The following is a 23,896-nucleotide window of genomic DNA, read 5'->3' as shown; positions in this document are numbered from 1 at the left end:
GCTGTCGGACAGTACCTCGCCGCCGCCCGTCTCCGGTGCGCCTTGAAGGGTCTCTTCATCCATGTCGTCGCCCTGCGCGGTCTGCTCTCGGCCGCCTGTCACGTCACGCCTCGTTGTCTTCCGGCCCGCTTGCCGACGCGATGTCGCGATTCGGATCGGGCACCTTGCGCCTCAGGTAGAGCGGGGCGAAGGGCTCCGCCTGACGCAGTTCCAGTTCTCCCTCGCGCACCAGTTCCAGGCTCGCGGAAAAGCTGCTGGCCAGAACGGTGCTCGCCTGGCCCGCCTCGCCGATATATCTCGACAGATAGGTGTCCAGCGGCGCCCAGTCCATATGCAATCCCACCAGCCGTGTCAGCAGGTCGCGGGCTTCCTGCAGCGACCAGACGGTTCTCCTGCGCACGTGAACCGAGGTCACCGAGGTTCGCTGGCGCTGCGCGGCATAGGCGATCAAGAGGTCGTAGAGCGACGCCGTCCAGGCGCTGCGCCGGGCGATGGAGATGGCTTCCGGCTTGCCCCGTGCGAAGACGTCGCGCCCCGAGCGGTTGCGGTTCATCAGCTTCTCCGAGGCCTCGCGCATCGCCTCAAGGCGGCGCAGGCGGAATGCGAGCGCGGCGGCCATTTCCTCGCCGCTGAGCTCGTCCTCGTCCTTTTGCTCGGGGATGAGCAGGCGGGATTTCAGGTAGGCGAGCCAGGCCGCCATGACCAGATAGTCGGCGGCCAGTTCGAGCCGCAGCCGGCGCGCCTCCGCGACGAAGCCCAGATACTGCTCCACAAGTGCCAGGATCGATATGCGGGCAAGGTCGACCTTCTGCTTGCGGGCGAGCGTCAGCAGCAGGTCGAGCGGCCCTTCGAAGCCGTCGACATCCACCACCAGTGCCGGATCGGTCGTCGCGCGGTCGGCTGCGCCTGCGACCGGATCCGGATCCTCGAAAAAGGTGTCCTGCACCCCTGCCCCCAAACTCGGTTTCCTCCGTTTTTAGGACAGTGCGGCCGCCTCCGCCAGCAAAGCCTCGTACTCGGCCCGCGCCTCGGCACGATCGAACGGCAGCCCCGGCCGCCACGCGGCAAGCGCGGCCTGCGCCCGGCGCTCCCCCTCGCCGGCCAGCACGGGACTCGCCCGCGCCACCTCGATCATCTCGTCCATGTCGCCATTGCAGTGGAGGGCCATGTCGCAGCCGGCATCGAAAAGCCTGGCGACGCGGTCATGGACAGCACCGCCAAGGGCCCTCATCGACAGATCGTCGCTCATCAGCAGCCCGTCGAAGCCGATCTGCCCGCGGACGATCCCGTCGATCACCCGGCGCGACTGGGTCGCGCAGCAGTCCGGATCCAGCCCGGTGAAGACCACATGCGCCGTCATCGCCATCGGCAGGTCGGCAAGCGCGCGAAACGGTGCGAAGTCGACCGCCTCCAGCGCCGCCGGGTCGGCGTCCACCACCGGCAGCTCGTAATGACTGTCGACGCGTGCCCGCCCGTGTCCGGGCATGTGCTTGACCACTGGCAGGACCCCGGAGGTCATCAGTCCCTCCGCGAAGGCGCGGCCGATCTCCGTCACGGTGTCGGCATCCGGCCCGTATGCCCTGTCGCCGATCGCCTCGCTGGTGAGCGGGGTGGGTACGTCGAGGATCGGCGCGCAGTCGACAGTGATGCCGAGCCCGGCAAGGTCGGCGCCGATCAGCCGGCCGCCCAGATGCGCCGCCCGTCGCCCTGTCTCGCGCGAGGCCGCGAACAGGCGCCCGTAAACGGCACCGGCCGGGTAGTCCTCGACAAGCGGCGGACGCAGCCGGCGGACCCGCCCGCCTTCCTGATCGATCAGGACGGGTGCGTTGGAGACCCCGACGACGGAGCGGAAATCGTCCACCAGGGCGCGAATCCGTTCGCTCGAGGTGCAATTGCGGGAAAACAGGATCAGGCCCCAGGGTCGCTCCCGTGCGAAGAACGCGCGTTCATCCGCGCTCAGGGTTTCACCCGCGCAACCCGCGATGAAGGCCTTCGTCATGATCGCTCCGCACTTTCCCGCTTCCCGCCGGCCCGGCGCGGAAGCCCTTACAGAAAACGGGCGGAACGCACCGCGTCCGCCCGCTTGAAATGTCTTTTGCACGCAGCATGGCCAGAGGCAACCCCAAGGGGCCTGCTCTAGTTGCGACGCACGAAACAGTCGCCACCGGCCGATTTCAGCCGCTCGCAGAGCGAGATCGCGTCCTCGCGCGATCCGGCCGGAATGCGCACCCGGTAGAAAGTGCCCCGGTCACCCAGATCGGCGCGCTGGATCACAGGCGACACACTGCCCAAGACCGAACCGTAGCGCCGCTGGAGATCGTTGAATGCCGTCTGCGCCTGTTCCTGCGTGCGCTGCGAGGAAACCTGTACGATATAGGCACCGGACGGGATCGAGGCGCTGCTCGCCGCCGGAGCGGAGGCGGTTTGCACCGGTGCAGCGGGCGCGCTCTGCGTGTTTTGGGCGCGGCCAGCCTGGGCCGTCAGGTCGAGCGGCGCCGGGGAGCTGCTTGCCGGGGTTGCCTGGCGATTGATGGCGGGCGGTGGCGCCGCGCTCGAAGCGAGCGTGTCGATGTCACCCGGCTTGATGCGCGGCACGTTGGCCGGCGCATCGGAGCCGGTCGTGCTCAGGGTCGCGGTCGCGGCCGAAACGTCGCCCGGGGCCTGCGCGGCCGGTCCGCCGTCCGGCACAATCGCCGTGGTGCGCACCTGACGCGCGGCATCGGCGACCTGCTGTGCGGTCTGTCCCGCGTTCTGCCCTGCGGCCGGCACGACGGGTTGCTGACCGGCATCCGTGCTCACCACGCGCGGCGCGGCATCCGTGCCCGGCGCCCGGAGATCGGCCGGGGCTGTCACCGCGCCCGGCTGGGCGGCGGCGTCGGGCTGGGTCTCCTGGCCGGAGGTCACCGGCTCGTCGCTGGAAATGATCGTGCCGTCCGGACGCACGACGACCGTGCGCACACGGCGCGGTCCCGCCGGAACATTGCTTTGCGAGGTGCCCGTGGTGTCCGGCGCCGGCGGCAGCGACGCCACCGGCGTCTCGTCCTGCAGGACCAGACGCTCGTCGCGCGGCGTTTCGACGCCGCCGACACGATCGTAGATCAGTTTGCTCTGCCCGTTCGCCGTCGGCTCCTGCCCTTCCGGGTAGACCTTCATCGGCTCGCCATCGGAGGTGATCACCGGCGGCGGACCGCTGGCCTCGTCGCTGAAATCCATGACCGCGAACGCGCCACCGCCAAGCACGACAAGTCCCAGAACCGCAGCGGCCGCATAAAGCCCGCGGCGTGATTTCTGCTCGGGCGCCGCCTCTTCCCCGCCCTGGGAATGCGGCGGCAGCACGCCATGACCGCCCAGCTGCGGATCGCCCTCGCGCATTGCCTGGGCAACCTCGTCGAGATCGTATCCGCCCGGCGGCGGCGGGGCCTCGGGATCGTTCTGGAAAATGTCGTCGACAGCCTCGTCAAATCCCTGGTCCGCATAGGCGGACGCATGAGAGCCATGCACGGGCGCCGCCAGCATGCGATCGTCTTCCAGCAGCAGATCGTCAAGCTGCTCGTCCTCGAACGCGGGTTCCTCGGCGTATCCGCTTGCCTGTGCCGGGTAGCGCGGATCGGCCGGATAGGGATCGGCCTGCGGCTGAACGGGCGCACTGGCCTGCGGCCGGCCGGCACCCATCGCGCCAAGCAGTTCGTCTTCGAGCGATGCGCTCAGGTCGTCGGCCAGCGCCCGCGGGCGGGACGGCGTCGCATCGAAGTCGCTGTCGAAATCGGCCGGCGCGCCAAATGCCGACTGCATCGGGATCTGGCCCTCATAGGGATCGCGGGTCGGAGCGCCGAGATCGGCCTCATCGAAGCGCGCCTCGTCCCTGTAGGGATCGGCGTAGGGTTCGGCGGCAAGCTCCTCGGCATAGCCGGCAGGTGCGCCCAGTTGTTCGCCATAGGCGTCGGCAGGCAGAGCCGGCTCGGCCTCTGCGGAACGCGGATCGAAGGCCGGATCAAGGGGCGTTTCTTCGCCCGCATAGGCTTCAGCGCCGTAGACCCCGCCATACTGGCGGGCATCGAAGTCGTCCGGCCCGGCACGGCCCTCGTCCGCATAGGCGACCGGCTCGTAGGGGTTATGCTGTGCATGGACAGGCTGCGGCGCGTAGGGTTCGTGGAGCGTCGGGGCCTGCGGATCCTGCACCTGCGGCTCATAGGTCTCGTCCACATAGGCTTGCGGCTCATGGCCGGCGCCCTGCGGATCGCCCCCGTAGGCGTCCTCGAAATAGCCCTCTTCGGAATACCCGGCATCCGCCGCCGGCTCCTCGCGATACGCGGGCTCCGGCGCATAGCCGCCGAAATCGTCCGAAAGGCCGGCCTCGAGATCACGCGCCCAGGCTTCGTGGTCGATCAGGTCCCGGCGCGCGTCATAGCTGCCGCGCGGTGCTTCGGGTTCGTCAACCTCGGCGGGATCCACCAGCGCGACAGGCCGGTATTTCGCGTTTCCTTCGCTGACAATGCGTGCGAGCTCGACAAGCGGATCCTCGTCGAACCCGGCATGCCCGTCATCGGCGCGATAGCGGTCGTCGCGCGGGTCGGGACCTCCGGCCGGGTAATTCGAACGATTGGACATGGTGCTGAGGACTTCCCCGCTGGCTGCGGCGCGCGTACGCGCCGACATGACACCCCGCCCTACCGCATCTCCTCAGGAGCCGCCACGCCAAGAATGCCAAGGCCGGAGGCTAGAACAAGGGAGACCGCACGTACGAGACCAAGGCGGGCCAGTGTTGTTTGTCGATCTTCAGCGTTAATAAAACGTAATTGCGGCGAATCCTTGCCTTTATTCCATTGAGAATGCAGGGCACTGGCCAGTTCGTGCAGGTAGAAAGACACCCGGTGCGGCTCGTGTGCTTCGGCGGCGCTTTCCACAAGCCGCGGCCACGCCGCAAGCTTCGCCGCGATGTCGCGCTCGCCCGAATCGGTGAGGCCGGAAAAGTCGATGTCCGACAAGGCCTTCGCGGAAAGGTCTAGATCGCCGAACTCCTCTCCCGCCTGGCGTAGCACCGAGCTGCAACGCGCATGGCCATACTGCACGTAGAAGACGGGATTGTCCTTCGACTGTTCCGTCACCTTCTTGAAATCGAAGTCCAGCGGCGCGTCGTTCTTGCGATACAGCATCATGAAGCGCACCGGATCGCAGCCAACCTCCTCGACCACCTCGCGTAGCGTGATGAACTCGCCCGAGCGCTTCGACATGGTCACCTGCTCGCCGGCGCGGAACAGCTTCACCAACTGGCAAAGCCGCACGATCACCTTGGCGTCGCCGCCCGAGATCGCCCGTCCGACCGCCTCCAGCCGCTTCACGTAGCCGCCGTGGTCGGCGCCCAGGATGAAGATCATTTCCTTGAAGCCGCGCTCGTATTTCGACAGGAAATAGGCAACGTCGGCGGCGAAATACGTGTAGGAGCCGTCCGACTTCTTCAACGGCCGGTCGATGTCGTCGCCAAAGGCGGTGGCGCGGAACAGCGTCTGTTCCCTGTCTTCCCAGTCTTCGGGCAACTGCCCCTTGGGCGGCGGCAGCGTGCCTTCATAGACGAAGTCGCGCGCGCGCAGTTCATCGAGCATCCGGTCGATCGGCGAGCTGTTGCCCTCGCCGCGCGCATGCAGGGTGCGTTCGGAAAAGAACTCTTCGTGATGGACGTTGAGCAGCGCCAGGTCCGCGCGGATCAGCTCCATCATCGCCGCGATCGTCGCTTCCTTGACCAGGGGCAGACGCTCGGCATCGCTCATGGCCAGCAGCGCATCGCCGTGCTCGTCTGCGAGCGCCTTGCCGACCGGCACCAGATAGTCGCCCGGATAGAGCCCTTCCGGGATCGCGCCAATATCCTCGCCCAGCGCCTCGCGGTAACGCAGGAAGGCGGAATTGGCGAGCACGTCGACCTGGGAGCCCGCATCGTTGATGTAATATTCGCGGGTGACGTCATAGCCGGCGAAATCGAGCAGGGAAGCGAGCGCATCGCCCACGACAGCGCCCCGACAATGGCCGACATGCATCGGCCCGGTCGGATTGGCCGAGACATATTCGACATTGACCTTCAGACCGCTGCCCATGACCGAGCGGCCGAAGTCGGTGCCGCTCTCCAGCACCGCCTTCAGCACCCGCGCCCAGACGCCGTCGGCAAGCCGCAGGTTGATGAAGCCCGGACCCGCGACCTCGGCGCTGACGATATCGTCGTTACGCGCCAGAACGGCGCCAAGGCTTTCGGCCAGCGCACGCGGATTGGTCTTCAGCGGCTTTGCCAGCACCATCGCCGCATTGGTGGCGAGATCGCCGTGGGCGCTGTCGCGCGGCGGCTCCACCACGCATCGCTGCAACAGGTCCGCTCCGACCTCCCCTCCCGGATGGAGTTCGAGGATCGCGGCCCGCACAAGCTCGGCATAGTGGCTGAAGATGTTCATCGCGTTCTTGTGTCCGTGGAGAGGATTCCGTCCCTTGGGCCGCAATCCGGTCTGGTCTGGTTCGGCCGTGTCGGGGCCGGTTGGAAAAGCGGCGTATACCGCGCGGCGGGCCTATCCCAAATCGGGAGTGTGGTCAAACAGCCGGCGATGCTCGTCGATGGCGAAACGGTCGGTCATCCCGGCGATGAAATCGCACACCCGCCGCGCCCGCCGGGTCTCGTCGTCCTGCTCGAGGCCGCGCCGCCATTCCTCCGGCAACTCGGCCGGCTTCGCCATATAGGCCCCGAACAGGTCGCGCACCACCCCGGCCACCTGTCGGCGCACGGCGAGCATCGTCTCGTGCCGGTAGAGATTGGCGAAGAGGAAAGCCTTCACCTCGCGTTCGCGGGCCGCCATCTCCTCGGAAAAGGCGACAACGGGCGCACCGGCCGCGCGAATGTCCTCCGCGTCCGCGGGAGAGAGCGCGGCTAGCCTGCGCAGGGATTCGCCGATCACGTCCTCGACCATCCGGGTGATCGAACGCCGCACGATCTCGTGAATGCGCCGCGCCTCTTCCAGCTGCGGATAGCGCGCGTCGACCTCGTCCAGGATCCGGGCCAGGAACGGCACCTCGCGCATCTGCTCGATGCTGAGCAGCCCGGCGCGCAATCCGTCGTCGAGATCATGCGCGTCATAGGCGATATCGTCGGCAATCGCGGCGGCCTGGGCCTCGGCGCTCGGCCAGCTGTCGAGGCGCAGGTCCTGCTTCTGCGCATACTGGCGAATGGCGAAAGGCAGCCCCGTATCCTTGAACTTGCCAAGCGGATGCCCGTTGCCGTCGAGAAGCGGCCCGTTGTGCTTGACCAGCCCCTCCAGCGTCTCCCAGCTGAGGTTCAGACCGTCGAACTCGGCGTAGCGGCGCTCCAGCACGGTGACGACACGCAGTGACTGCGCGTTGTGGTCGAACCCGCCGAACGGCGCCATCGCGGCGTCCATGACGTCTTCCCCCTCATGCCCGAACGGCGTGTGGCCCAGGTCGTGGGCGAGCGCCAGGCATTCGGCGAGGTCCTCGTCGAGCCGCATGGCCCGGGCGAGCGAGCGGGCGATCTGCGACACCTCGATCGTGTGGGTCAGCCGGGTGCGGAAATGGTCGCCCTCGTGATAGACGAACACCTGCGTCTTGTGCTTGAGCCGCCGAAAGGCGGTGGAGTGGATGATGCGGTCGCGGTCGCGCTGAAACGGCGTGCGGGTCGGGCTCTCCGCCTCGGGCACCAGGCGTCCGGCGCTTCTGTCCGGGTCGGTGGCGTAAGCGGCGCGCGGCTGGGCTCCATAGCCAAGCGGTGCGGTCATGAGGCCTCCTGGTCGTCTGCCGGAGATTGACGTGCGCGAGGATCGCGTACGCTTTCGGGCAGCGAGACTGTTGACGCATGCCCGCGCTGTTCATACCTATTCACTAACGCCTTGCACAGGGCGGCCTTGCTCGGAGCATGCGATTTCCCGCAACCCGCAAGCCGCCCGGCCGGATCACCCGGCGCGGCAAGCACCGGAGCCTCCATTGCCCCGGGGAGACGGCATCCCCGCCGGCAACGGCAGTGCCTGCAAAACGGAAGAGCATGACCATGGCGGATCACATCACGGACGCGACGCCCGAAACGGTCGACCTCAGCGACACGGCGGTAAAGCGCATTGCCCGTATCCTCTCCTCCGAACCGGAGGGAACCAGCCTGCGCGTCAGCGTCGAGGGTGGCGGCTGTTCGGGCTTCCAGTACAAATACGACCTCGTGCGGGAGCAGGAGAGCGACGACCTCGTCATCGCCCGCGACGGCGCGAGCGTGCTCATCGACCCTGTCTCGCTGCAATACATGAGCGGCTCGGTCATCGATTTCGTCGACGACCTGATGGGCCAGTCGTTCCAGATCAGGAACCCGCTTGCCGCCGCCGGCTGCGGCTGCGGCACCAGCTTCTCGATCTGATCTCCCGCCTTTCCGATCCAAAGGACCGACGCCGTTGAAAATCGCCACCTGGAACATCAACGGCGTCAAGGCGCGCCTTGAGACAACGCTTGCCTGGCTCGACGAGGCAAAGCCCGACCTTGCCTGCCTGCAGGAGATCAAGTCCGTCGACGAGGGCTTTCCCCGCGCCGCCTTCGAGGAGGCGGGCTACCAGGTCGAGACCCATGGCCAGAAGGGTTTCAACGGCGTCGCGCTTCTGAGCCGCCGCCCCCTGACGGACATCGCGCGCGGCCTGCCGGGCGACGACAGCGACGAGCAGGCCCGCTACATCGAGGCCCGCGTCGAGACGGACGGGCACCCCTTGCGCGTCGGCTGTCTCTACCTGCCGAACGGCAATCCGCTCGGCACCGAGAAATTCCCCTACAAGCTCGGCTGGATGGACCGTCTGATCCGCCATGCCCGCATGCGGCTCGAGGAGGAAGAGCGGTTCGTGCTCCTGGGCGACTACAACGTCATCCCGGACCCGCGCGATGCCCGCCATCCGCAGAACTGGACGGACGATGCCCTGTTCCAGCCGGAAAGCCGCGGTGCCTACCGGGCCCTGCTCGCGCTTGGCCTGACCGACGCCGTGCGCGCCACCAACCAGGAGGACGGCGTCTACACGTTCTGGGACTATCAGGCCGGCGCCTGGCAGAAGAACAACGGCATCCGCATCGATCACGTGCTGCTGTCGCCCGAGGCGACCGACATCCTGGAAGGCGTTGGCATCGACGCGCATGTGCGCGGCTGGGAAAAGCCGTCGGACCATGTGCCGGTCTGGGTGAATCTCGCTGCCTGAACCTTGCCCGGCATAACCGCTCAATGCGCGGCGGGCAGCCCGGCCAGCGTGGCGATGGTATGCGGCGCCTGCCTGAGCGATGTCGGGCAGGAACGCTCCAGCGTTTTCCAGGTCGTGTTGTTGAGGTTCATGGAGCAGCGGGCCATCCTCGGCCCGTTAGGCCCGCGCAGGCAGATCATGTCGCCGAGCTTGTAGTCGGTTCCGAAGAAGCGGCAGGTGCAGTTCATGTTCGCGCCCGCCTGCCGGATCTCGCCCGCCCGGGCGATACCCGTTTGCCCCGCGAGGCCGGGCAAGGCGGAAAGCCCTGCAACCAGCAACAGCACGGGCATGCTGCTCCCGGTAAACACCTTGCCGGTGCTTGCAGCCAGGGTCTTCAGACGTCTTGTCCGGATCCAGCCCTTCTTGCCCATGTCATATCGTACCATGAAAACGCTGCGTAAACGAGCCCGGAGCGCCGCGCCTCTCCGGCACCCGCGCAACAATCGGCCGGGGTCGTCCTCTCCCGGCTTTTTCCCCCCGCGCCGATCCGATATGGTGCGCGCCGACATGAGCGCCGGTCTTCCCCGGCAAGCGGAGACATTCACGGTGACTGGCAAGGTGATTGGCAAGGTGACGGGTACCGTGACTGGCACAAGCGCAGCGCAGCGAGCGGCAACACCGCAGCGCCCGCGGCTGCAGCTCGCGGCGGCACTGTCACTGGCCCTGGTGCTTGCCGCCTGCCAGACGGCCGGCAAGCCGGCCGGCAACTCCGTATCGGCGAACGCTGCCCGCGCCGCCGCCGTGCAGACGGCCGCCCTGCCCGCCCTGCCGGGCACCGCCACCACAAGCGCCGGTCCGGCCCTCGCCTTCGCCCCTCCCGGGCAGGCGGAGCCCCGCGCCCATGCGGCGATCGTCATCGATGCGGCAAGCGGCAGCGTCCTGCACGAGGAACAGGCGGACGCCCTGCGCTATCCCGCCTCGCTGACCAAGATGATGACCCTCTACCTGTTGTTCGACGCCGTGTCCGAAGGCCGGGTCTCCCTCGACACACCGCTTTCGGTCTCGGCGCGGGCCGCCGGACAGCCGCCGGCGAAAATCGGCCTCAGGCAGGGTGGAACGATCACCGTCTCGCAGGCGATCCAGGCGCTTGCGGTCAAGTCGGCCAATGATGTCGCCGTGACCGTGGCGGAAAACCTCGGCGGCTCGGAAGCAGCCTTCGCCCGCACGATGACCTCCAAGGCCCGGGCGCTGGGCATGCGGCGCACCCATTTCGTCAATGCCTCGGGCCTTCCCGATCCGCGCCAGGTGACGACGGCGCGCGACATGGCGATTCTCTCGCGGGCCTTGAAGAGCCGGCACGCCAACCGCGCCCGCGCCTTCACCGCCCGCAGCTTCTCCTATAACGGCCGCACGTTCGAGGCGACCAACAACCTGCTCGGCCGCGTCGCCGGCGTCGACGGCATCAAGACCGGCTATATCCGCCTTTCGGGCTACAATCTGGCTGCCTCCGCAAGGCGCGGCGGCCGGCAGGTGATCGCCGTGGTGTTCGGGGGGGAAAGCGAGGGCGCGCGCGACCGTGAGGTCACCGCCCTGATCGAGCAGTATCTCTAAGGCACGCTTATGAGTTCACGCCCCGGCGGGGGCTGTCCGACACCGCGTCGGGCAGCAGTATCATGTGCGACAGGTGCCCCTTCTCGCCGGGCCGCGACGTGCTTTCGTCCCCCGGAATGGGCTCGGGTTGCTCAAGCAGGGGATCGCCGCCTTCCGGCACGACGGTGACGATCACGCCGCTTGTGCCGTCGACCAGCAGGAAGAAGCGCTGTCCGTCCTTGCGCACGACGACCTCGATGCGCCCGTCCTTGTTCATGTAACGCAGGGTGGTATAGCCGGATTCGGCGAGGTTCATGACGATCCCGTTGAGGTCCGTTCCGACCTTCATGCCCGGCACCGGCTCCATCGCCAGCGCGGAGCCCGAAAATCCGCCGGCCGCCGTGAGCGGCAGGACAATCGCAAGAACCAGGGCAAAACGACCGGTCACCATCCCCTTACCTCCCCTTGCCTTCCCGGTTGCCTTCCGCACCGCGCCCTCGTCGGGGGCGCGTGGTCCGTGGTCGCTGGACCGCCGGAGAGACGCAAATGATGAGCCCGATCCCTGTCGGCCGCCCCGTCCCTGCAACCCGGCCGGCAATTCGACCGGCAACCCGAGAAGTGTCTGATGCTACCACAGTTTTCCGACCATCCGGCACTGATATCGACATCAATATGACTACAGAAGACTACGGATGCCGGTAGAAGCGCCGGGCGAAGACATGTCCTCTATCGGCTTACGCAGGGGGATTTTTGCGGATCACATCTTGGCCAGCGGAGGCGGGGATGGCGGACGAGCGAGGCCGTCATTGGCTCCGAGAAGCTAAAGCAGCAATACGCCCGCATAAACCCTGCGGATCCATCCGGGTAGGAACGGCTGAGCCAAGACAAGGCGTCCGCCTGCGAACACGAGACACTGTGCGGGAGGTGTGTTGATGCCGGAATTGTCGAAGACCATACCCCGGTCGGCCATGAGCACGGCTTCGCGGATCAAGGGTGCGCCGCGCTCGTAGCGGGCGCGTATCTTGTTCTCCGGCACTGTGTGCCCACCCTCTTCGACCCTCGAGCCAACCCGGACAACGGAGAGCTCCGCCGCCTCCACCCCCACATGCATGACGATGACTGTAAATCCTCGCGCGCGAGCCTGCCTGACGAGTTCAAGCTTCGAGGGATGGGAGAAGACCGTCTCGGTAGCAAAGTCACGGCCGTTGGCGAGGCAATTCGCCCGGCGGTGGTCGGCGATCCGTGCCGCCTCATAAGCCGCGTCGGGCGAGGGCTCGCAAAGTTCGTCCCGCTGGATGACATCGGCATTGATGAAAGGACCCGCGAAGCGGGGCGCGACGCGGGTCTCGTAGAGGGTGGACTTGCCAGCGCCATTCGGTCCGGCGAGCACGATCATTGTCGGGCTCATGCCCCCGGTTTGGTTTTTGGTTTGGCTGCACGCACGAGGTTGCCGCCCGCATCGAGACCGACGCCAAGGCCAAGCGCGCGCCGACGGGCGAAGAATGCCTCTTCTCCCGCGTCCGGCTCCGCCATCGCCTCGGTGAAGCTGTCGAGCCAGACGTCTTTTTCCTCACCTGTGAGATCGCGCGTCTCGCGCGCTCCGGCAAGCACTTCGCTAATACGGTTGGAGTTGAAATTGCCGGACTTCTCTATGGCGCGGCCAATCCGCAGCCAATGAGTGATCTGGCCGGCAACCGAACGGCTCTGCAGCTCGGATTCGCGCCGCACGAGCGCCATCACGTCGTCACTCAGCTTCACGGACTGTGCCATCGCATCGACCTCCTGATCACTTACAAGGTAGCATTTTGCTACCCCTTGATCAATGGCTGGAAATCGAGCCTCCCCGGCCAACCGTACTGGCTCTTGGAAAGGCTCCTGCACCGTGAGGTTCGATAACCGGCGCTCTTTTTGATTGCATCACCGAAGCGCTGCGTGATGCAGTGGCTGCTTTGGGCATAGCAGCGCTTGTAGCGTGGCTTCTGCTTCGACTTGGGTGAGTTGCAGGCGGAGATGCGGCATGGATCAAGTGAGGCTCGCGGGTCTTTTTGGCGAACCGGCGGGAGTGAGCAGATGAGCGATCTTCCGTTACGCAACAAAACACCGCTGAGACACCACCTCTATTGTTATCTGGAGCCAACCGTCTGGCCAGGTAAAGGGCTGTCGCCAGTCAACAAGGTGCTGGCCGTCCTCATTGCCCTGGCGACGGCCGCCGCGATTCTCGAAAGTGAACCGGTGATCCTGACGGGGCGGGAGTCTGTGTTCTTTATCGTTGAGGCCGTTTTCACCGTGCTGTTCGCGATCGAGTACCTGCTCCGTCTCTGGGTCGCGGGAGAGAATGCCCGCTACTCCGGAATTGCGGGCCGCCTTCGATATATGGCCACGCCAGCCGCAATCATGGACTTTCTGGCGATCTTGCCGCTCCTGCTCACCACCTTCGGTACGGAAGCATTCCTGCTCAGGCTTTTCCGTTTGACGCGCATTCTGCGGGTGGCCCGCCTTGGCCGCTTCTCGCGAGCCTTCGAGGCGATTTCCCAAGCCCTTCATTCTCGACGTTTCGAGTTGATGATGAGCGCAGGCATCGCCGGCATGTTGCTGCTCTTCTCCTCTACTGTTCTCTATCTGGTGGAAGGTGCGATACAGCCCGAGACCTTCGGAAGCATTCCGCGAACCATGTGGTGGTCAATCGCAACTCTCACCACGGTCGGATACGGAGACGTCTATCCCAAGACAGCTCTTGGACAGTTTTTTGCCGGGCTGACCGCTGTCACCGGGATTGGCCTGATCGCAATGCCGACAGGCATTCTCGCCGCAGCCTTTTCCGATGCTATTCAGGCGCGGCGAAAGGCCGATGACGTCAATGACGCCGCCTTGATCGCTCCCGTCGGCCCCGCCAATGACGGCAAAGACAGCAACACATAGAATCCCGCCATTCCCGCTCCCGCCCTGCCGAACGGTCTGCGCCGCAAACACATGGCCGGATCCGGCATCCAGCGTATCAGCCGCGCCGCAGGCGCTCCCCTGATCGGCGGGCGCGCCGGCTTCACCGCGCTTGCCCGGGATGACCGGTGAGAACCGGCCGCCGCGCCCCGCGTCTTGTCCCTGAAAACAAAAACCGCCCGGCATCGCTGCCGGACGGGTTTGTGTTTCGTATATCGAGCAGCAGGGAGGCCGGCCTTCAGGCCAGCCGTCCCCGTCCCGTCAGCTGCAGCCGCTGGTGCTGCCGCAGGTGTCGCATTTCAGGCAGGTGCCGTTGCGCACCATGGTGAAGTTGCCGCATTCCATGCAGCTCTCGCCCTCGTAGCCCTGCATCCGGGCCTTGGCGATCTGCTGCGCCTGGCTTGCCTTGGCGGGCGCTGCGGTGCCGACCGCGACATCCGCCTCCGGCTCTGCCTCCACATCCCGCTTGAAGGCGGTCGCGACCGCCGCCGTGCGGGCATGGATGCTGCCGCTGGCAACCGCCGAGGCCTTGCCGCCCTTGGCCGAGCCGCCCTCGCCGCCGCCAAGCGAGCCGGCCGGCTCACCCGGGTTGCCGACGAGGCGGAAACGCTCCGTCTGGCCGCGCACAAGCCCCTTGGACACGACGCCGCTATGCGCGGTGCCGGCCGGACGGCCTTCGTTCTCGCCGCCGCTGATCGACGTGGTCGACAGGGATTCCGGCGACACATGGGCCAGGTCGTGCCGGTCCAGGTAGGAGACGGCCAGTTCGCGGAAGATGTAGTCGAGGATCGAGGTCGCGTTCTTGATCGCCTCGTTGCCCTGCACCATGCCGGCCGGCTCGAACCGGGTGAAGGTGAAGGCGTCGACATATTCCTCGAGCGGCACGCCGTACTGGAGGCCGAGCGAGATGGCGATGGCGAAATTGTTCATCAAGGAGCGGAAGGCGGCGCCTTCCTTGTGCATGTCGATGAAGATCTCGCCGAGGCGGCCGTCGCCATACTCACCCGTGGTCAGATAGACCTTGTGGCCGCCGACACGCGCCTTCTGGGTGTAGCCCTTGCGCCGGTCCGGCATCTTCTCGCGCTCGCGCACGGTGCGTTCCACCACCCGCTCGACAATGCGCTCGACGATCCGTTCCGCCACCATCTCGGCCCGCGCCGCCTGCGGCTGCGCCATCAGCGCCTCGACCGCATCCTCCTCGTCATCGTCGCTGTCGGCGAGAAGCTGGGAGTTGAGCGGCTGGCTCAGCTTCGAGCCGTCGCGGTAGAGCGCGTTGGCCTTCAGCGCCAGGCGCCAGGACAGCATGTAGGCCTCGGCGCAATCGGAAACCGTCGCGTCGTTCGGCATGTTGATCGTCTTGGAAATCGCGCCGGAGATGAACGGCTGTGCCGCCGCCATCATGCGGATGTGGCTCTCCACCGACAGGAACCGCTTGCCCAGGCGACCGCACGGATTGGCGCAATCGAAGACCGCGTAATGCTCCTGCTTGAGGAACGGCGCGCCTTCCAGCGTCATCGCGCCGCAGACATGGGTGTTGGCCTGCTCGATATCGGCACGAGAAAAGCCGAGATGCGCCAGCAGCTCGAAATCCGGATCGTCGAGCTTCTCGGCCGGCACCTTCAGGGCGTCGGTCAGGAACTCGTCGCCGAGCGTCCAGCGATTGAAGACGAACTTGATGTCGAAGGCCGACTTCAGCGCGCCCGCCACCTTCTCCAGCGCGGCATCGTTGAACCCCTTGGCGCGTAGGCTGCCGGGATTGACCGCCGGAGCCTGGTCGAGCGTGCCGTGGCCGACCGCGTAGGCCTCCATCTCGGCGATCTCGCTCTCGGAATAGCCGAGCGTGCGCAGCGCCTCGGGGACCGCCCGGTTGATGATCTTGAAGTAGCCGCCACCGGCCAGCTTCTTGAACTTCACCAGCGCGAAGTCGGGTTCGATGCCGGTCGTGTCGCAATCCATGACCAGGCCGATCGTGCCGGTCGGCGCGATCACTGTCGACTGGGCGTTGCGGTAGCCGTGCTTCTCGCCCAGCTCCAGTGCCAGATCCCAGGCCGCCTTGGCCCGTTCGACCAGCACCTTGTCGGCGCAGGACGCATGGTCGAGCGGCACCGGATTGGTGTTGAGTCCCTCGTAGCCCTCGCTCTCGCCATGGGCGGCGCGGCGGTGGTTGCGGATGACGCGCAGCATGTGCTCGGCATTGTCCGCGTAGCCCGGGAAGGCGCCGAGTTCGCCAGCCATCTCTGCCGAAGTCGCGTAGGAAACACCGGTCATGATCGCGGTGAGAGCGCCGCAGATCGCCCGCCCCTCGTCGCTGTCATAAGGAATGCCGGACGTCATCAGCAGCCCGCCGATATTGGCGTAGCCAAGGCCGAGCGTGCGGTAGCGGTAGGACAGCTCCGCGATCTCCTTCGAGGGGAACTGCGCCATCAGCACCGAGATCTCGAGCACCATGGTCCACAGACGCACGCCGTGCTCATAGGCCTCGACGTCGAACACCCCGTCCTTGCCGCGGAACTGCAGCAGGTTCAGCGACGCCAGGTTGCAGGCCGTGTCGTCGAGGAACATGTACTCGGAGCACGGGTTCGAGGCGCGGATCTCGCCCGAGGCCGGGCAGGTGTGCCAGTCGTTGATCGTCGTGTGGTACTGGATGCCCGGATCGGCGGAGGCCCAGGCGGCATAGCCGATCTGCTCCCACAATTCGCGGGCCTTCAGCGTCTTGGTGACGCGGCCGTCCTTGCGCGCGGTCAGGTTCCAGTCGCCGTCCTCGACCACGGAGGTCAGGAAGCCGTCGGTGACGCGCACAGAGTTGTTGGAATTCTGGCCCGAAACCGTCAGGTAAGCTTCCGAATCCCAGTCGGTATTGTAGGTCGGGAACTCGATCTTGGTGAAACCCTGGCGGGCGAACTGGATGACGCGCTGGATGTAGTTCTCCGGCACCATCATCTTCTTGGCGGCGCGGATCTCGCGCTTCAAGGCCGGGTTCTTCGCCGGATCGAAGCAATCCCCGTTGTCGGCCTCGCAATTGACGCAGGCCTTCATGATCGCGGTCAGGTGCTTCTGGCAGATCTTCGAGCCGGTGACGAGCGCGGCCACCTTCTGCTCCTCGCGGACCTTCCAGGTGATGTAATCCTCGATGTCGGGATGATCGACATCGACCACCACCATCTTGGCGGCGCGACGCGTCGTGCCGCCCGACTTGATGGCCCCGGCCGCCCGGTCGCCGATCTTGAGGAAGCTCATCAGGCCGGACGACTTGCCCCCGCCCGACAGCCTCTCGCCCTCGCCGCGCACGCGGGAGAAGTTGGAGCCTGTCCCCGATCCGTACTTGAACAGGCGCGCTTCGCGCACCCACAGGTCCATGATGCCGTTCTCGTTGACGAGATCGTCCTGAACCGACTGGATGAAGCAGGCATGCGGCTGCGGATGCTCATAGGCGGTGGCCGAGCGGGTCAGCTCACCTGTTTGAAAATCAACGTAGAAATGCCCCTGGCTGGGGCCGTCGATGCCATAGGCCCAGTGCAGGCCGGTGTTGAACCACTGCGGCGAGTTCGGCGCCACCTTCTGGGTGGCGAGCATGTAGCGCAGCTCGTCGTAGAAGGCGCGGGCGTCGTCCTCGCCGTCAAAGTATCCGCCCTTCCAGCCCCAGTAGGTCCAGGTGCCGGCGAGCCGGTCGAAGACCTGGCGGGCGTCGATTTCCGAGCCGTAGCGCTCTTCCTCGGGCAGCGCCTCGAGCGCTGCAAGGTCCGCCTCCTGCCGCCACAGCCAGGAGGGAACGGTGTTCTCCTCGACCGGCTTCAGGCGGGCGGGGACACCGGCCTTGCGGAAATATTTCTGCGCCAGGATATCCGCGGCAACCTGCGAGAACTGCGCAGGAACGTCAATGTTTTCAAGCCGGAAGACGATCGAGCCGTCCGGATTCCGAATTTCGCTCGTGGCCACGCGAAACGCGATCTCGGCATAGGGCGACTGGCCGCCCTTCGTGTAACGCCGCTCGATCTTCATCCAAAAGCCCCCTTAACGTGCATCGGCCCGGCGGGCCGTGGGTATCTATTCGCGGCCAAGGCCGCCGGTGGAGCGGCGCGCGGCATGATGCCGGCGCCCGGTGCGAGGCGGCCATGCCGCCGGGCCGCGCACCTGAAGATGCGCAAGCCCTGTCCCCGCCGCCCTGTGATTTCGCCGCGCTTTGCCGCGCGGTCATGTGTGAAGGATGAACACCATATATAGTAGATCATCGCTTTTCTGTCACGACATATCGTCAACGCAAGGCGCAATTTTCCCGCATCGCGAACCGCCGCGGTCGCCATGCCGAAACCCGGAAGGCTCCGGGGACCATACGCTTGCAGTTGATGAGGACGCGGGGTCGAAGCCCCAACCTGTCTGCGATTTATCCGACACCCGAACGTTAGGGTGAATCGCCGGTGAGCGTCAAGCACCCAAATCCATCTATTGTGGTCACGCCTCGGCCAGACCCCAAATGTAGTGTGTGCGTGTGGATAACGAGGATGACGGGTGCTTTGCCGGCTCGGCCGCCAGATAGGCCTTGCAAGTGGCCTTCCGCCCTGACCGGCGCCTCCCCGGCCCCGCGTGACGGGAGCACCGCCACACCGCCGGTTGCGGGGATTGGCGGTTTTCCGGCCCCAAAAACGGAGCCGTACGGGGTGCCCCGGAACACCCCGGGGACAGCGCGAATCTGTCCCCGATTGCGCCAAATCCGGCCGAAAACAGCCCGAAACGACGCGGGTGAAAAACAGAATCACGTCTGTTTTGCCAATATAACAGCGATATTGATTCAATTTTAGCAAAACTGTCTGAGAATCGTCTTGTTCCCCTCAATCGCGGGGAAATCCGGCTGTGCTTTAAATGCCTTCCTTGGGACCTCCAACCGGGATGGCAACGTGGCTCGGATGACGCGGCATTACGCATACGGACTGGACATCGGCGATCTCGATGTCGTCGTCGTCGACGATTCCAAGCCGATGCAGGCGATCCTGCGGTCGACGCTGCTGTCGTTCCGCGTGCGCCGGGTGCGCACCTTCGACACCGCCGAGGCGGCGCTGGAAGTGATGCGGCTCGACCCGCCCAATTTCATCATCACCGACTGGCGGATGAAGCCGATGAGCGGCGTCGCCCTGCTGCGCGCCATCCGCCAGCGCAAGATGGCGCCGCTCTGCTTCCTGCCGGTGATGTTCTGCACCGCGCACGGCACCCGCACATTGATCGACCGGATCCTGCGCGACGGCGCCCAGCACGTCCTGACCAAGCCGCTGTCGCCCTCCGCCCTTTACGACCGGCTGATGTGGACGCTGCGCGATGCCCGCCCGCTGGTGATGGGCGAGGACGGGCGCTATGTCATCGACGGCGTCGCCGACAGTCTCGATGCCAAGGCGCGCAAGTGGCAGCAGATCGGCAACGGCCGCAACGTCGTCACCGTCAAGCCCGCCGTGACGCGCCGCGACGTGCCGCAGACCCCGGCGAGCCGGCCCGAGACGGCACCGCCCCAGGTGCACGAGACCGGCGCGCCCAACGCCAAGACCGCCCGCGCCGGCTTTGCCACCGTGCGCCCCAAGCGCGACAAGAACGCCGCCTGAGGAAACCGCCTTCAGGAAGAAGACCCCTTCAGGAAGAAGACGGGCGCCGCTCGCCGCCGGCCGGGACGCCCCGCCGCATTGCGCAACGGGCAAGGGTGCGCTATGCGAGGGCAACGGTATCAAACGAGACGGCGAGCCGATGAAAACCCTGCTGCAATTCTTCACCTGGTGGAACAGCGCCACCTGGGGCACGCGCCTCTTCACATGGCGCAAGGGCGAGTTCGTCGGCAAGGACGAGTTCGGCAATTCCTACTACCGCGAGCGCGGCGGCAAGAAGCGCTGGGTGATCTATGACGGCCTCGCAGAAGCCTCGACGATCCCGCCCGGCTGGCACGGCTGGATGCACCACCGCACGGACGTCGCCCCGAGCGAGACCGACTACGCCCCCCGCACCTGGGAAGCCCCGCACATCCCCAACCGCACCGGCACGCATCAGGCCTACCGGCCCAAGGGCTCGATCCTGACCGGCGACAAGCGCCCGCAGGTGACCGGCGACTACCAGCCCTGGACGCCGGGCGAGTAAGGACGGGCGAGGCTCTCAGACATTGATTTCTGAGAACTGACACCAGCCAGCCCGATCACGGCTACTCGTTGCGCTATGAGTCTCTTTCTAGGCGATTGGTGGAATCAAGCCACAATCGCAGCGGGGCTGCAATACGCAGCAGAAAAGCACTTTCTTTCATCTCTCTCGCGTGTCCCATTCGGGCGGCACGAGGAAGCGGTTACGGCGCCATTCCTCGACTATCGATGCCTCAAACCAGTCGTCAGCGAGATGCGCGTGATCAAGCACGATCAGTTGCAGCCCCTCGATCTCCTGACAAGCGCGGTACATCAGTTCGAAGAGGGCCTGCACCGCATGGCGATCCTTGTCGTCGAGGGGATCGAGGCTTCCCTCTTGATCGCGCTCGGCCGGATAATGAGCCTGCGAAGGCTGATCGAAGATCAGTGTTGCCGGCACGGGTCGGTTGCGTTTTCTGAACCACCAATGCAGAGCTAGATAGGTCAGCACGTGATAGCCTACCCAATTCTCACCGCTTCCCATCCGGTTCAAGGGAATCGGGCCGTCCAGCGTGTCCGCGACGACTGTCAGCTTCTTAATGTCTAGCCGAAGCTCGCTACCGCTGTGCTCGAGATCGAGTGATTCAGCAAAGGCAGACATCTGCTTGCTTATGAGATTGAGATAGGTGTCAAGGCGCTGAGAGACATCATCAGCGTTCACGGCAGCCACGAGGGTTTCAACCTTGCGCTTTGCCGCCTCAATCAAGAGTGCCAGATCAGGCTCGCTGTCGCTCGGTCGGAGAGCGTCTAGAAAGGCTGCGATACGGCCGACGACGCGCGCTTGATCTACCATCAGATCCTGCTGCGCCTTCGCCCGGGCGTCGTCCGTGATCAGCCGCGACAGTGAGTTCTGTGCCTCTACCAATTCGCGTTCAAGCTTACCCCGGCGTTGCTCTAAGCCTTCAATATAGCGCTGAAGATGCGGTTGTTCGACCTCGACCGCTGAGAGCTGTTCGCACACCATGCGCAAGGCGTCAGCAACCTGGGCCGTGGCAGGCGTTGGCACGTCGAGAGCCGTATTGCAAAGTGGGCACTGGTGCCCATCGGCCTCGACCTTGAAGAGACCGATTGAACTCAACCGTGCCCGCTGTTCATGCCCCTCGCGCGAATACGCGCTTTGCTCGGACAGCATCAATCGCGAGGCTCGAATCTCGTCATTCACGCGCTCGAGATCGCTCCGCAGAGTCGCCTGCTCACCCCGAAGGCGATCGATAGAGTCGCCGAAATCGGGGAGCACCGCCGTGGTAGCGAGGTCTGTTTGGGAAGCGTGGTCGAGAACCTCGAGAGCAGCATCGATCTCAACCGGCTCATACTCCGAAACAATAAGGCCGACGCGCTTACCATCCGTCACGAGCCTGCGGATACGGGCGACATCAACATTTCGCGCTTCATTCTGTCGCTGAGCGCGCTGCTCGAGCTCGCGCAAAGCCTCGCGAGCAAGATCAAGCTCGTGCTGCCGCAAGAAATGCTGTTCGTCGACCGCTCCGACGAAATAAGGAAGCGTATCCTTGATCGCCTGAGGGATGAACTGGTCACCTTGCCGGTGAAAAAGACGGTCGCGATTGTCGATCTCGTCCTGCTTCTGGAAGCACAGAAACAAGGCGTGCCGGATTGTTGCTTGGAGCGGGAGCCGTGTGCCGCTTTGTGGCCGGTGCTCATTTTCCGAGATGCCGACAAAGCGCGACAATAGCGAGATCAACTCAGATTCAACCACGTTGCGCGCAAGCTCGTCGAAAGCCGGCGGTGCGTCGAATGTGCCACGGCGAACATAGATTTCGCCACCTGTGTCCGTACCCGGTCCCGGATTCTTACGCGCGACGAATAGCTCGTCTTCTCCGTTCAGCAAGCAGACTGCGAACCAAGAAACGCTGCGTCTAATGACACCTTCGGCGACATTGCAGCTGCTCCGACCAAGGCAATAATCAATGATGTCGATGATCGCCGACTTGCCTGTCTTGGAGTCGCCAGTAATTACGTTGAAGCCGCGACTCTTGAACGCGAGCCTGCGTTGCTCGCCCGAGCGGGAATAGAGCACAATCGCCCCGATACTCATGCTCATGGCTTAATCCCCCACGCCGCCAAGATCGTCGATGTCGTCCCAGCCTTTGCAAGCCACCGGCCCAACAGGCGTGCGGCGGCTATGCACTCGCAGGCATCAACGGTAAGTCCCTGCTCGAACCTCTTTGCGACCACGAGAGGCTTCGCGCCCGACATGACAGCGCCGCCCTCAGCGAAGTCCAGCGCAGAGCGATCGATCGCGAACCGCAACGCTTCCTGCACAACCGGGCGAAGCAAGCGTGCCCGCTCAGCGAACCCGACCAGCACTTCTGGGTTGCGTTCACGCCACGAATAGAGCGACGTCACTGTCGAACCGGGAAGAGCACGCCGTGTCTTGCTATGGAGCGCGATCGACAGGGCGCAGAACAACAAAGCGTAAGGTGCGGCCTGTCCTTTCGCCTTCTGATATTCCTTAACAAACTCATGCAGCATGGCAGCGCAGAAAGCCGGATTGAACAGATGCGCCTCTTCGCGCGGACGACCCTCCCACTGCAGCATCAAGCTCATGCAGCCTTACCTTTGGCGGACGCACCGAACATTTTACCGTGATCAGGGTGCCAGCCGATCGTCACCCTGTCGGCAAGAATCTGATACGATCCGGCGCACAGCCATTGCTCGTGACGGTTGCGAAACGGCGCCTGCGCCCGGCTCGCCCAGTGGAATAACTGGCGGCCAAACAGCTTCTTGTCATCATCAGTTAAAGGCTTGCCGCTGCTTTCGCAGGCAAACCGCTCGCGGTTCCACCGCTCGACCAAATCAGCATCGTAGCGCGCAGCCTCGCCATCGAGCAACGCGTTCTCCCGTGCCCAGGCCGAGCGTTGCGCCGTCGCTCGATAGAAATCGAGCTTGGCGAGTTCAACCGATTCTTGAGCTACATCAACGCAGCGCATCTGCCGCACGAAAGTGCGCCCATCGAACTCGGGCAAATCGTCGGCGGAAACGGCCAGCGCCTCCGGACTGATCAGCAGCTCATTGTTGCGAAAAGCCCGTGCGATCTCGTCGAGTTTCGCTCGGAGCGCAAGGAGGGAAATAGCAACTGCGTCCGAAACAGCGAGGCAACTAACAATTTGTGCAAACCACCAGCCTTCAAGATGGTCAACTAGGTCGGAGACTTTCCCATCGGGCGCCGAGAAGAACAGCTGTTCCTCGATCTCGCTACGCGCATTGGTGATACTCGGCGCATTGTCGTGGATTCTCAGTGATGCGAGTAGGTTGCTCTGGTTATGCTCGGACAAGGTGAGAAATGCCTTCCGACCAGCGGCGGATTCCTGATTTACTGAGCCCTCGGCTGCCGTGCGCAATAGTACAAGAGCGTCTGCTTCGGCATGGGCGGACGGGCGGGTCGCCCGCAGCAGTTCTGCGGCTGAACCGGTCGGCGCCTGTGCGGTGGTGATGATTGTGAACCGTCGCTCGAACGGCAACTGCGGGTTCTCGGCAATTTGCTCGCTCCAAATTCGCAGCGTCTTCCACAGATCGACACTCATATCGGTCAGACTAGATTGGCTGACATGGTGTTTCAGCTGAAGCTGTTCGATCGCAGTGCCATTCTGCTCGAAGGCGACATCGTCGAAGCGTTCGATGGAGATCGATAAGCCAGGCCGAGATTTTGTCTCCAGCAATGCGAGAAGCAGCGCTTCGCGGCATTGGTACAAATATCCGAGCATCGACCCGGTGGCATTATATTTCGAAGCGATAGCACTCCCCCCTACATCGCGCGATGAAGCGTTGCCACTGCTTCTCAAGCACAGCATTGAGAATGCTATGTTCCTCCCAAAATATTGTAAAGTATAAACCGAATTGAACTGGTCCAGAGAGCGACCCTAGCGCGAAATTGGCACACCAACGAAACCATTGAAGATCGGGTGAGAGACGTGAAGCGCGGATCGGTCCAGAACGAATCTATTGGACATGTCGCGGGGAACCACTCCGCGATATAAACGAACGGTCAGTTCCGAGGTCAGCCCTGTGAACGGCGATAATCAGACG

The 23,896-nt window shown here is 64.7% G+C and carries 19 protein-coding genes; 6 read left to right on the top strand and 13 right to left on the bottom strand.

What is annotated here, in order from left to right:
- Positions 1-103: 103 nt before the first annotated feature.
- The 5 genes from RBB46_RS10100 to RBB46_RS10080 all read right to left on the bottom strand — a co-directional run bounded on the left by RBB46_RS10100 (position 104) and on the right by RBB46_RS10080 (position 7,763).
- Positions 104-946: a ScpA family protein gene (locus RBB46_RS10100; protein WP_306028854.1), complete on the bottom strand. Its 843-nt coding sequence runs from the start codon at positions 944-946 to the stop codon at positions 104-106.
- A gap of 30 nt (positions 947-976) precedes the next feature.
- Entirely contained in the window at positions 977-1,999 is a 1,023-nt protein-coding gene (gene nagZ / locus RBB46_RS10095; RefSeq protein WP_336623153.1) for a beta-N-acetylhexosaminidase, read from the bottom strand.
- 137 nt (positions 2,000-2,136) lie between these two features.
- A complete protein-coding gene (locus RBB46_RS10090) occupies positions 2,137-4,608 on the bottom strand; it encodes an SPOR domain-containing protein (protein WP_306028853.1) in 2,472 nt (823 codons plus the stop codon).
- A 59-nt stretch (positions 4,609-4,667) separates the two neighbouring features.
- A complete protein-coding gene (gene argS, locus RBB46_RS10085; RefSeq protein ID WP_306028852.1) occupies positions 4,668-6,434 on the bottom strand; it encodes an arginine--tRNA ligase in 1,767 nt (588 codons plus the stop codon).
- 111 nt (positions 6,435-6,545) lie between these two features.
- On the bottom strand, positions 6,546-7,763 hold the full coding sequence (locus RBB46_RS10080; protein ID WP_306028851.1) for a deoxyguanosinetriphosphate triphosphohydrolase: 1,218 nt from the start codon (positions 7,761-7,763) through the stop codon (positions 6,546-6,548).
- Between the two features lie 269 nt (positions 7,764-8,032).
- Between RBB46_RS10080 and erpA the strand changes: the two genes are divergently transcribed.
- Complete coding sequence (gene erpA, locus RBB46_RS10075) at positions 8,033-8,386, top strand: iron-sulfur cluster insertion protein ErpA (RefSeq protein ID WP_306028850.1); 354 nt, start codon at positions 8,033-8,035, stop codon at positions 8,384-8,386.
- A 34-nt stretch (positions 8,387-8,420) separates the two neighbouring features.
- Entirely contained in the window at positions 8,421-9,203 is a 783-nt protein-coding gene (xth, locus tag RBB46_RS10070) for an exodeoxyribonuclease III (protein ID WP_306028849.1), read from the top strand.
- Between the two features lie 20 nt (positions 9,204-9,223).
- Here xth and RBB46_RS10065 read toward each other — a convergent pair whose 3' ends face one another.
- The gene (locus tag RBB46_RS10065; protein WP_306028848.1) at positions 9,224-9,613 is read right to left on the bottom strand and encodes a hypothetical protein; all 390 of its coding nucleotides are present in this window, start codon (positions 9,611-9,613) and stop codon (positions 9,224-9,226) included.
- Between the two features lie 136 nt (positions 9,614-9,749).
- Here RBB46_RS10065 and RBB46_RS10060 point away from each other — a divergent pair, with 136 nt between their 5' ends.
- Complete coding sequence (locus RBB46_RS10060) at positions 9,750-10,793, top strand: D-alanyl-D-alanine carboxypeptidase family protein (protein ID WP_306028847.1); 1,044 nt, start codon at positions 9,750-9,752, stop codon at positions 10,791-10,793.
- Between the two features lie 7 nt (positions 10,794-10,800).
- Here RBB46_RS10060 and RBB46_RS10055 read toward each other — a convergent pair whose 3' ends face one another.
- The 3 genes from RBB46_RS10055 to RBB46_RS10045 form a co-directional block, all read right to left on the bottom strand.
- Positions 10,801-11,223, bottom strand: coding sequence for a hypothetical protein (locus RBB46_RS10055; protein WP_306028846.1), 423 nt, complete (start codon positions 11,221-11,223; stop codon positions 10,801-10,803).
- Between the two features lie 369 nt (positions 11,224-11,592).
- A complete protein-coding gene (locus RBB46_RS10050) occupies positions 11,593-12,168 on the bottom strand; it encodes a zeta toxin family protein (protein ID WP_306028845.1) in 576 nt (191 codons plus the stop codon).
- 8 nt (positions 12,169-12,176) lie between these two features.
- Complete coding sequence (locus RBB46_RS10045) at positions 12,177-12,542, bottom strand: ParD-like family protein (RefSeq protein ID WP_306028844.1); 366 nt, start codon at positions 12,540-12,542, stop codon at positions 12,177-12,179.
- A gap of 300 nt (positions 12,543-12,842) precedes the next feature.
- Between RBB46_RS10045 and RBB46_RS10040 the strand changes: the two genes are divergently transcribed.
- Positions 12,843-13,691 carry an ion transporter gene (locus RBB46_RS10040; RefSeq protein WP_306028843.1) on the top strand — a complete coding sequence of 283 codons (849 nt, stop codon included), beginning with the start codon at positions 12,843-12,845 and terminating at the stop codon, positions 13,689-13,691.
- A 279-nt stretch (positions 13,692-13,970) separates the two neighbouring features.
- Here RBB46_RS10040 and RBB46_RS10035 read toward each other — a convergent pair whose 3' ends face one another.
- Positions 13,971-17,708 (bottom strand): vitamin B12-dependent ribonucleotide reductase, encoded by a 3,738-nt coding sequence (locus RBB46_RS10035; protein ID WP_306028842.1) that lies wholly within the window; start codon positions 17,706-17,708, stop codon positions 13,971-13,973.
- 902 nt (positions 17,709-18,610) lie between these two features.
- Between RBB46_RS10035 and RBB46_RS10030 the strand changes: the two genes are divergently transcribed.
- The gene (locus tag RBB46_RS10030) at positions 18,611-19,294 is read left to right on the top strand and encodes a response regulator (protein ID WP_306028933.1); all 684 of its coding nucleotides are present in this window, start codon (positions 18,611-18,613) and stop codon (positions 19,292-19,294) included.
- 139 nt (positions 19,295-19,433) lie between these two features.
- Positions 19,434-19,817, top strand: coding sequence for an NADH:ubiquinone oxidoreductase subunit NDUFA12 (locus RBB46_RS10025; protein ID WP_306028841.1), 384 nt, complete (start codon positions 19,434-19,436; stop codon positions 19,815-19,817).
- A gap of 156 nt (positions 19,818-19,973) precedes the next feature.
- Here RBB46_RS10025 and RBB46_RS10020 read toward each other — a convergent pair whose 3' ends face one another.
- The 3 genes from RBB46_RS10020 to RBB46_RS10010 are packed head-to-tail and all read right to left on the bottom strand — an operon-like array spanning position 19,974 to position 23,574.
- Positions 19,974-21,911 (bottom strand): DUF3732 domain-containing protein, encoded by a 1,938-nt coding sequence (locus RBB46_RS10020; RefSeq protein WP_306028840.1) that lies wholly within the window; start codon positions 21,909-21,911, stop codon positions 19,974-19,976.
- Complete coding sequence (locus tag RBB46_RS10015; protein WP_306028839.1) at positions 21,908-22,417, bottom strand: three component ABC system middle component; 510 nt, start codon at positions 22,415-22,417, stop codon at positions 21,908-21,910. The genes RBB46_RS10020 and RBB46_RS10015 overlap by 4 nt, the downstream gene beginning before the upstream one ends.
- Complete coding sequence (locus RBB46_RS10010; RefSeq protein WP_306028838.1) at positions 22,414-23,574, bottom strand: ABC-three component system protein; 1,161 nt, start codon at positions 23,572-23,574, stop codon at positions 22,414-22,416. Before RBB46_RS10010 ends, RBB46_RS10015 begins: the two co-directional genes overlap by 4 nt.
- Between the last annotated feature and the right edge of the window lie 322 nt (positions 23,575-23,896).

The organism is Stappia sp. MMSF_3263, assembly GCF_030733745.1.
Taxonomy (GTDB): Bacteria; Pseudomonadota; Alphaproteobacteria; order Rhizobiales; family Stappiaceae; genus Stappia.
The sequence above is the reverse complement of the archived record's forward strand: the minus strand, read 5'-3'. Positions and strand labels throughout refer to the sequence as shown.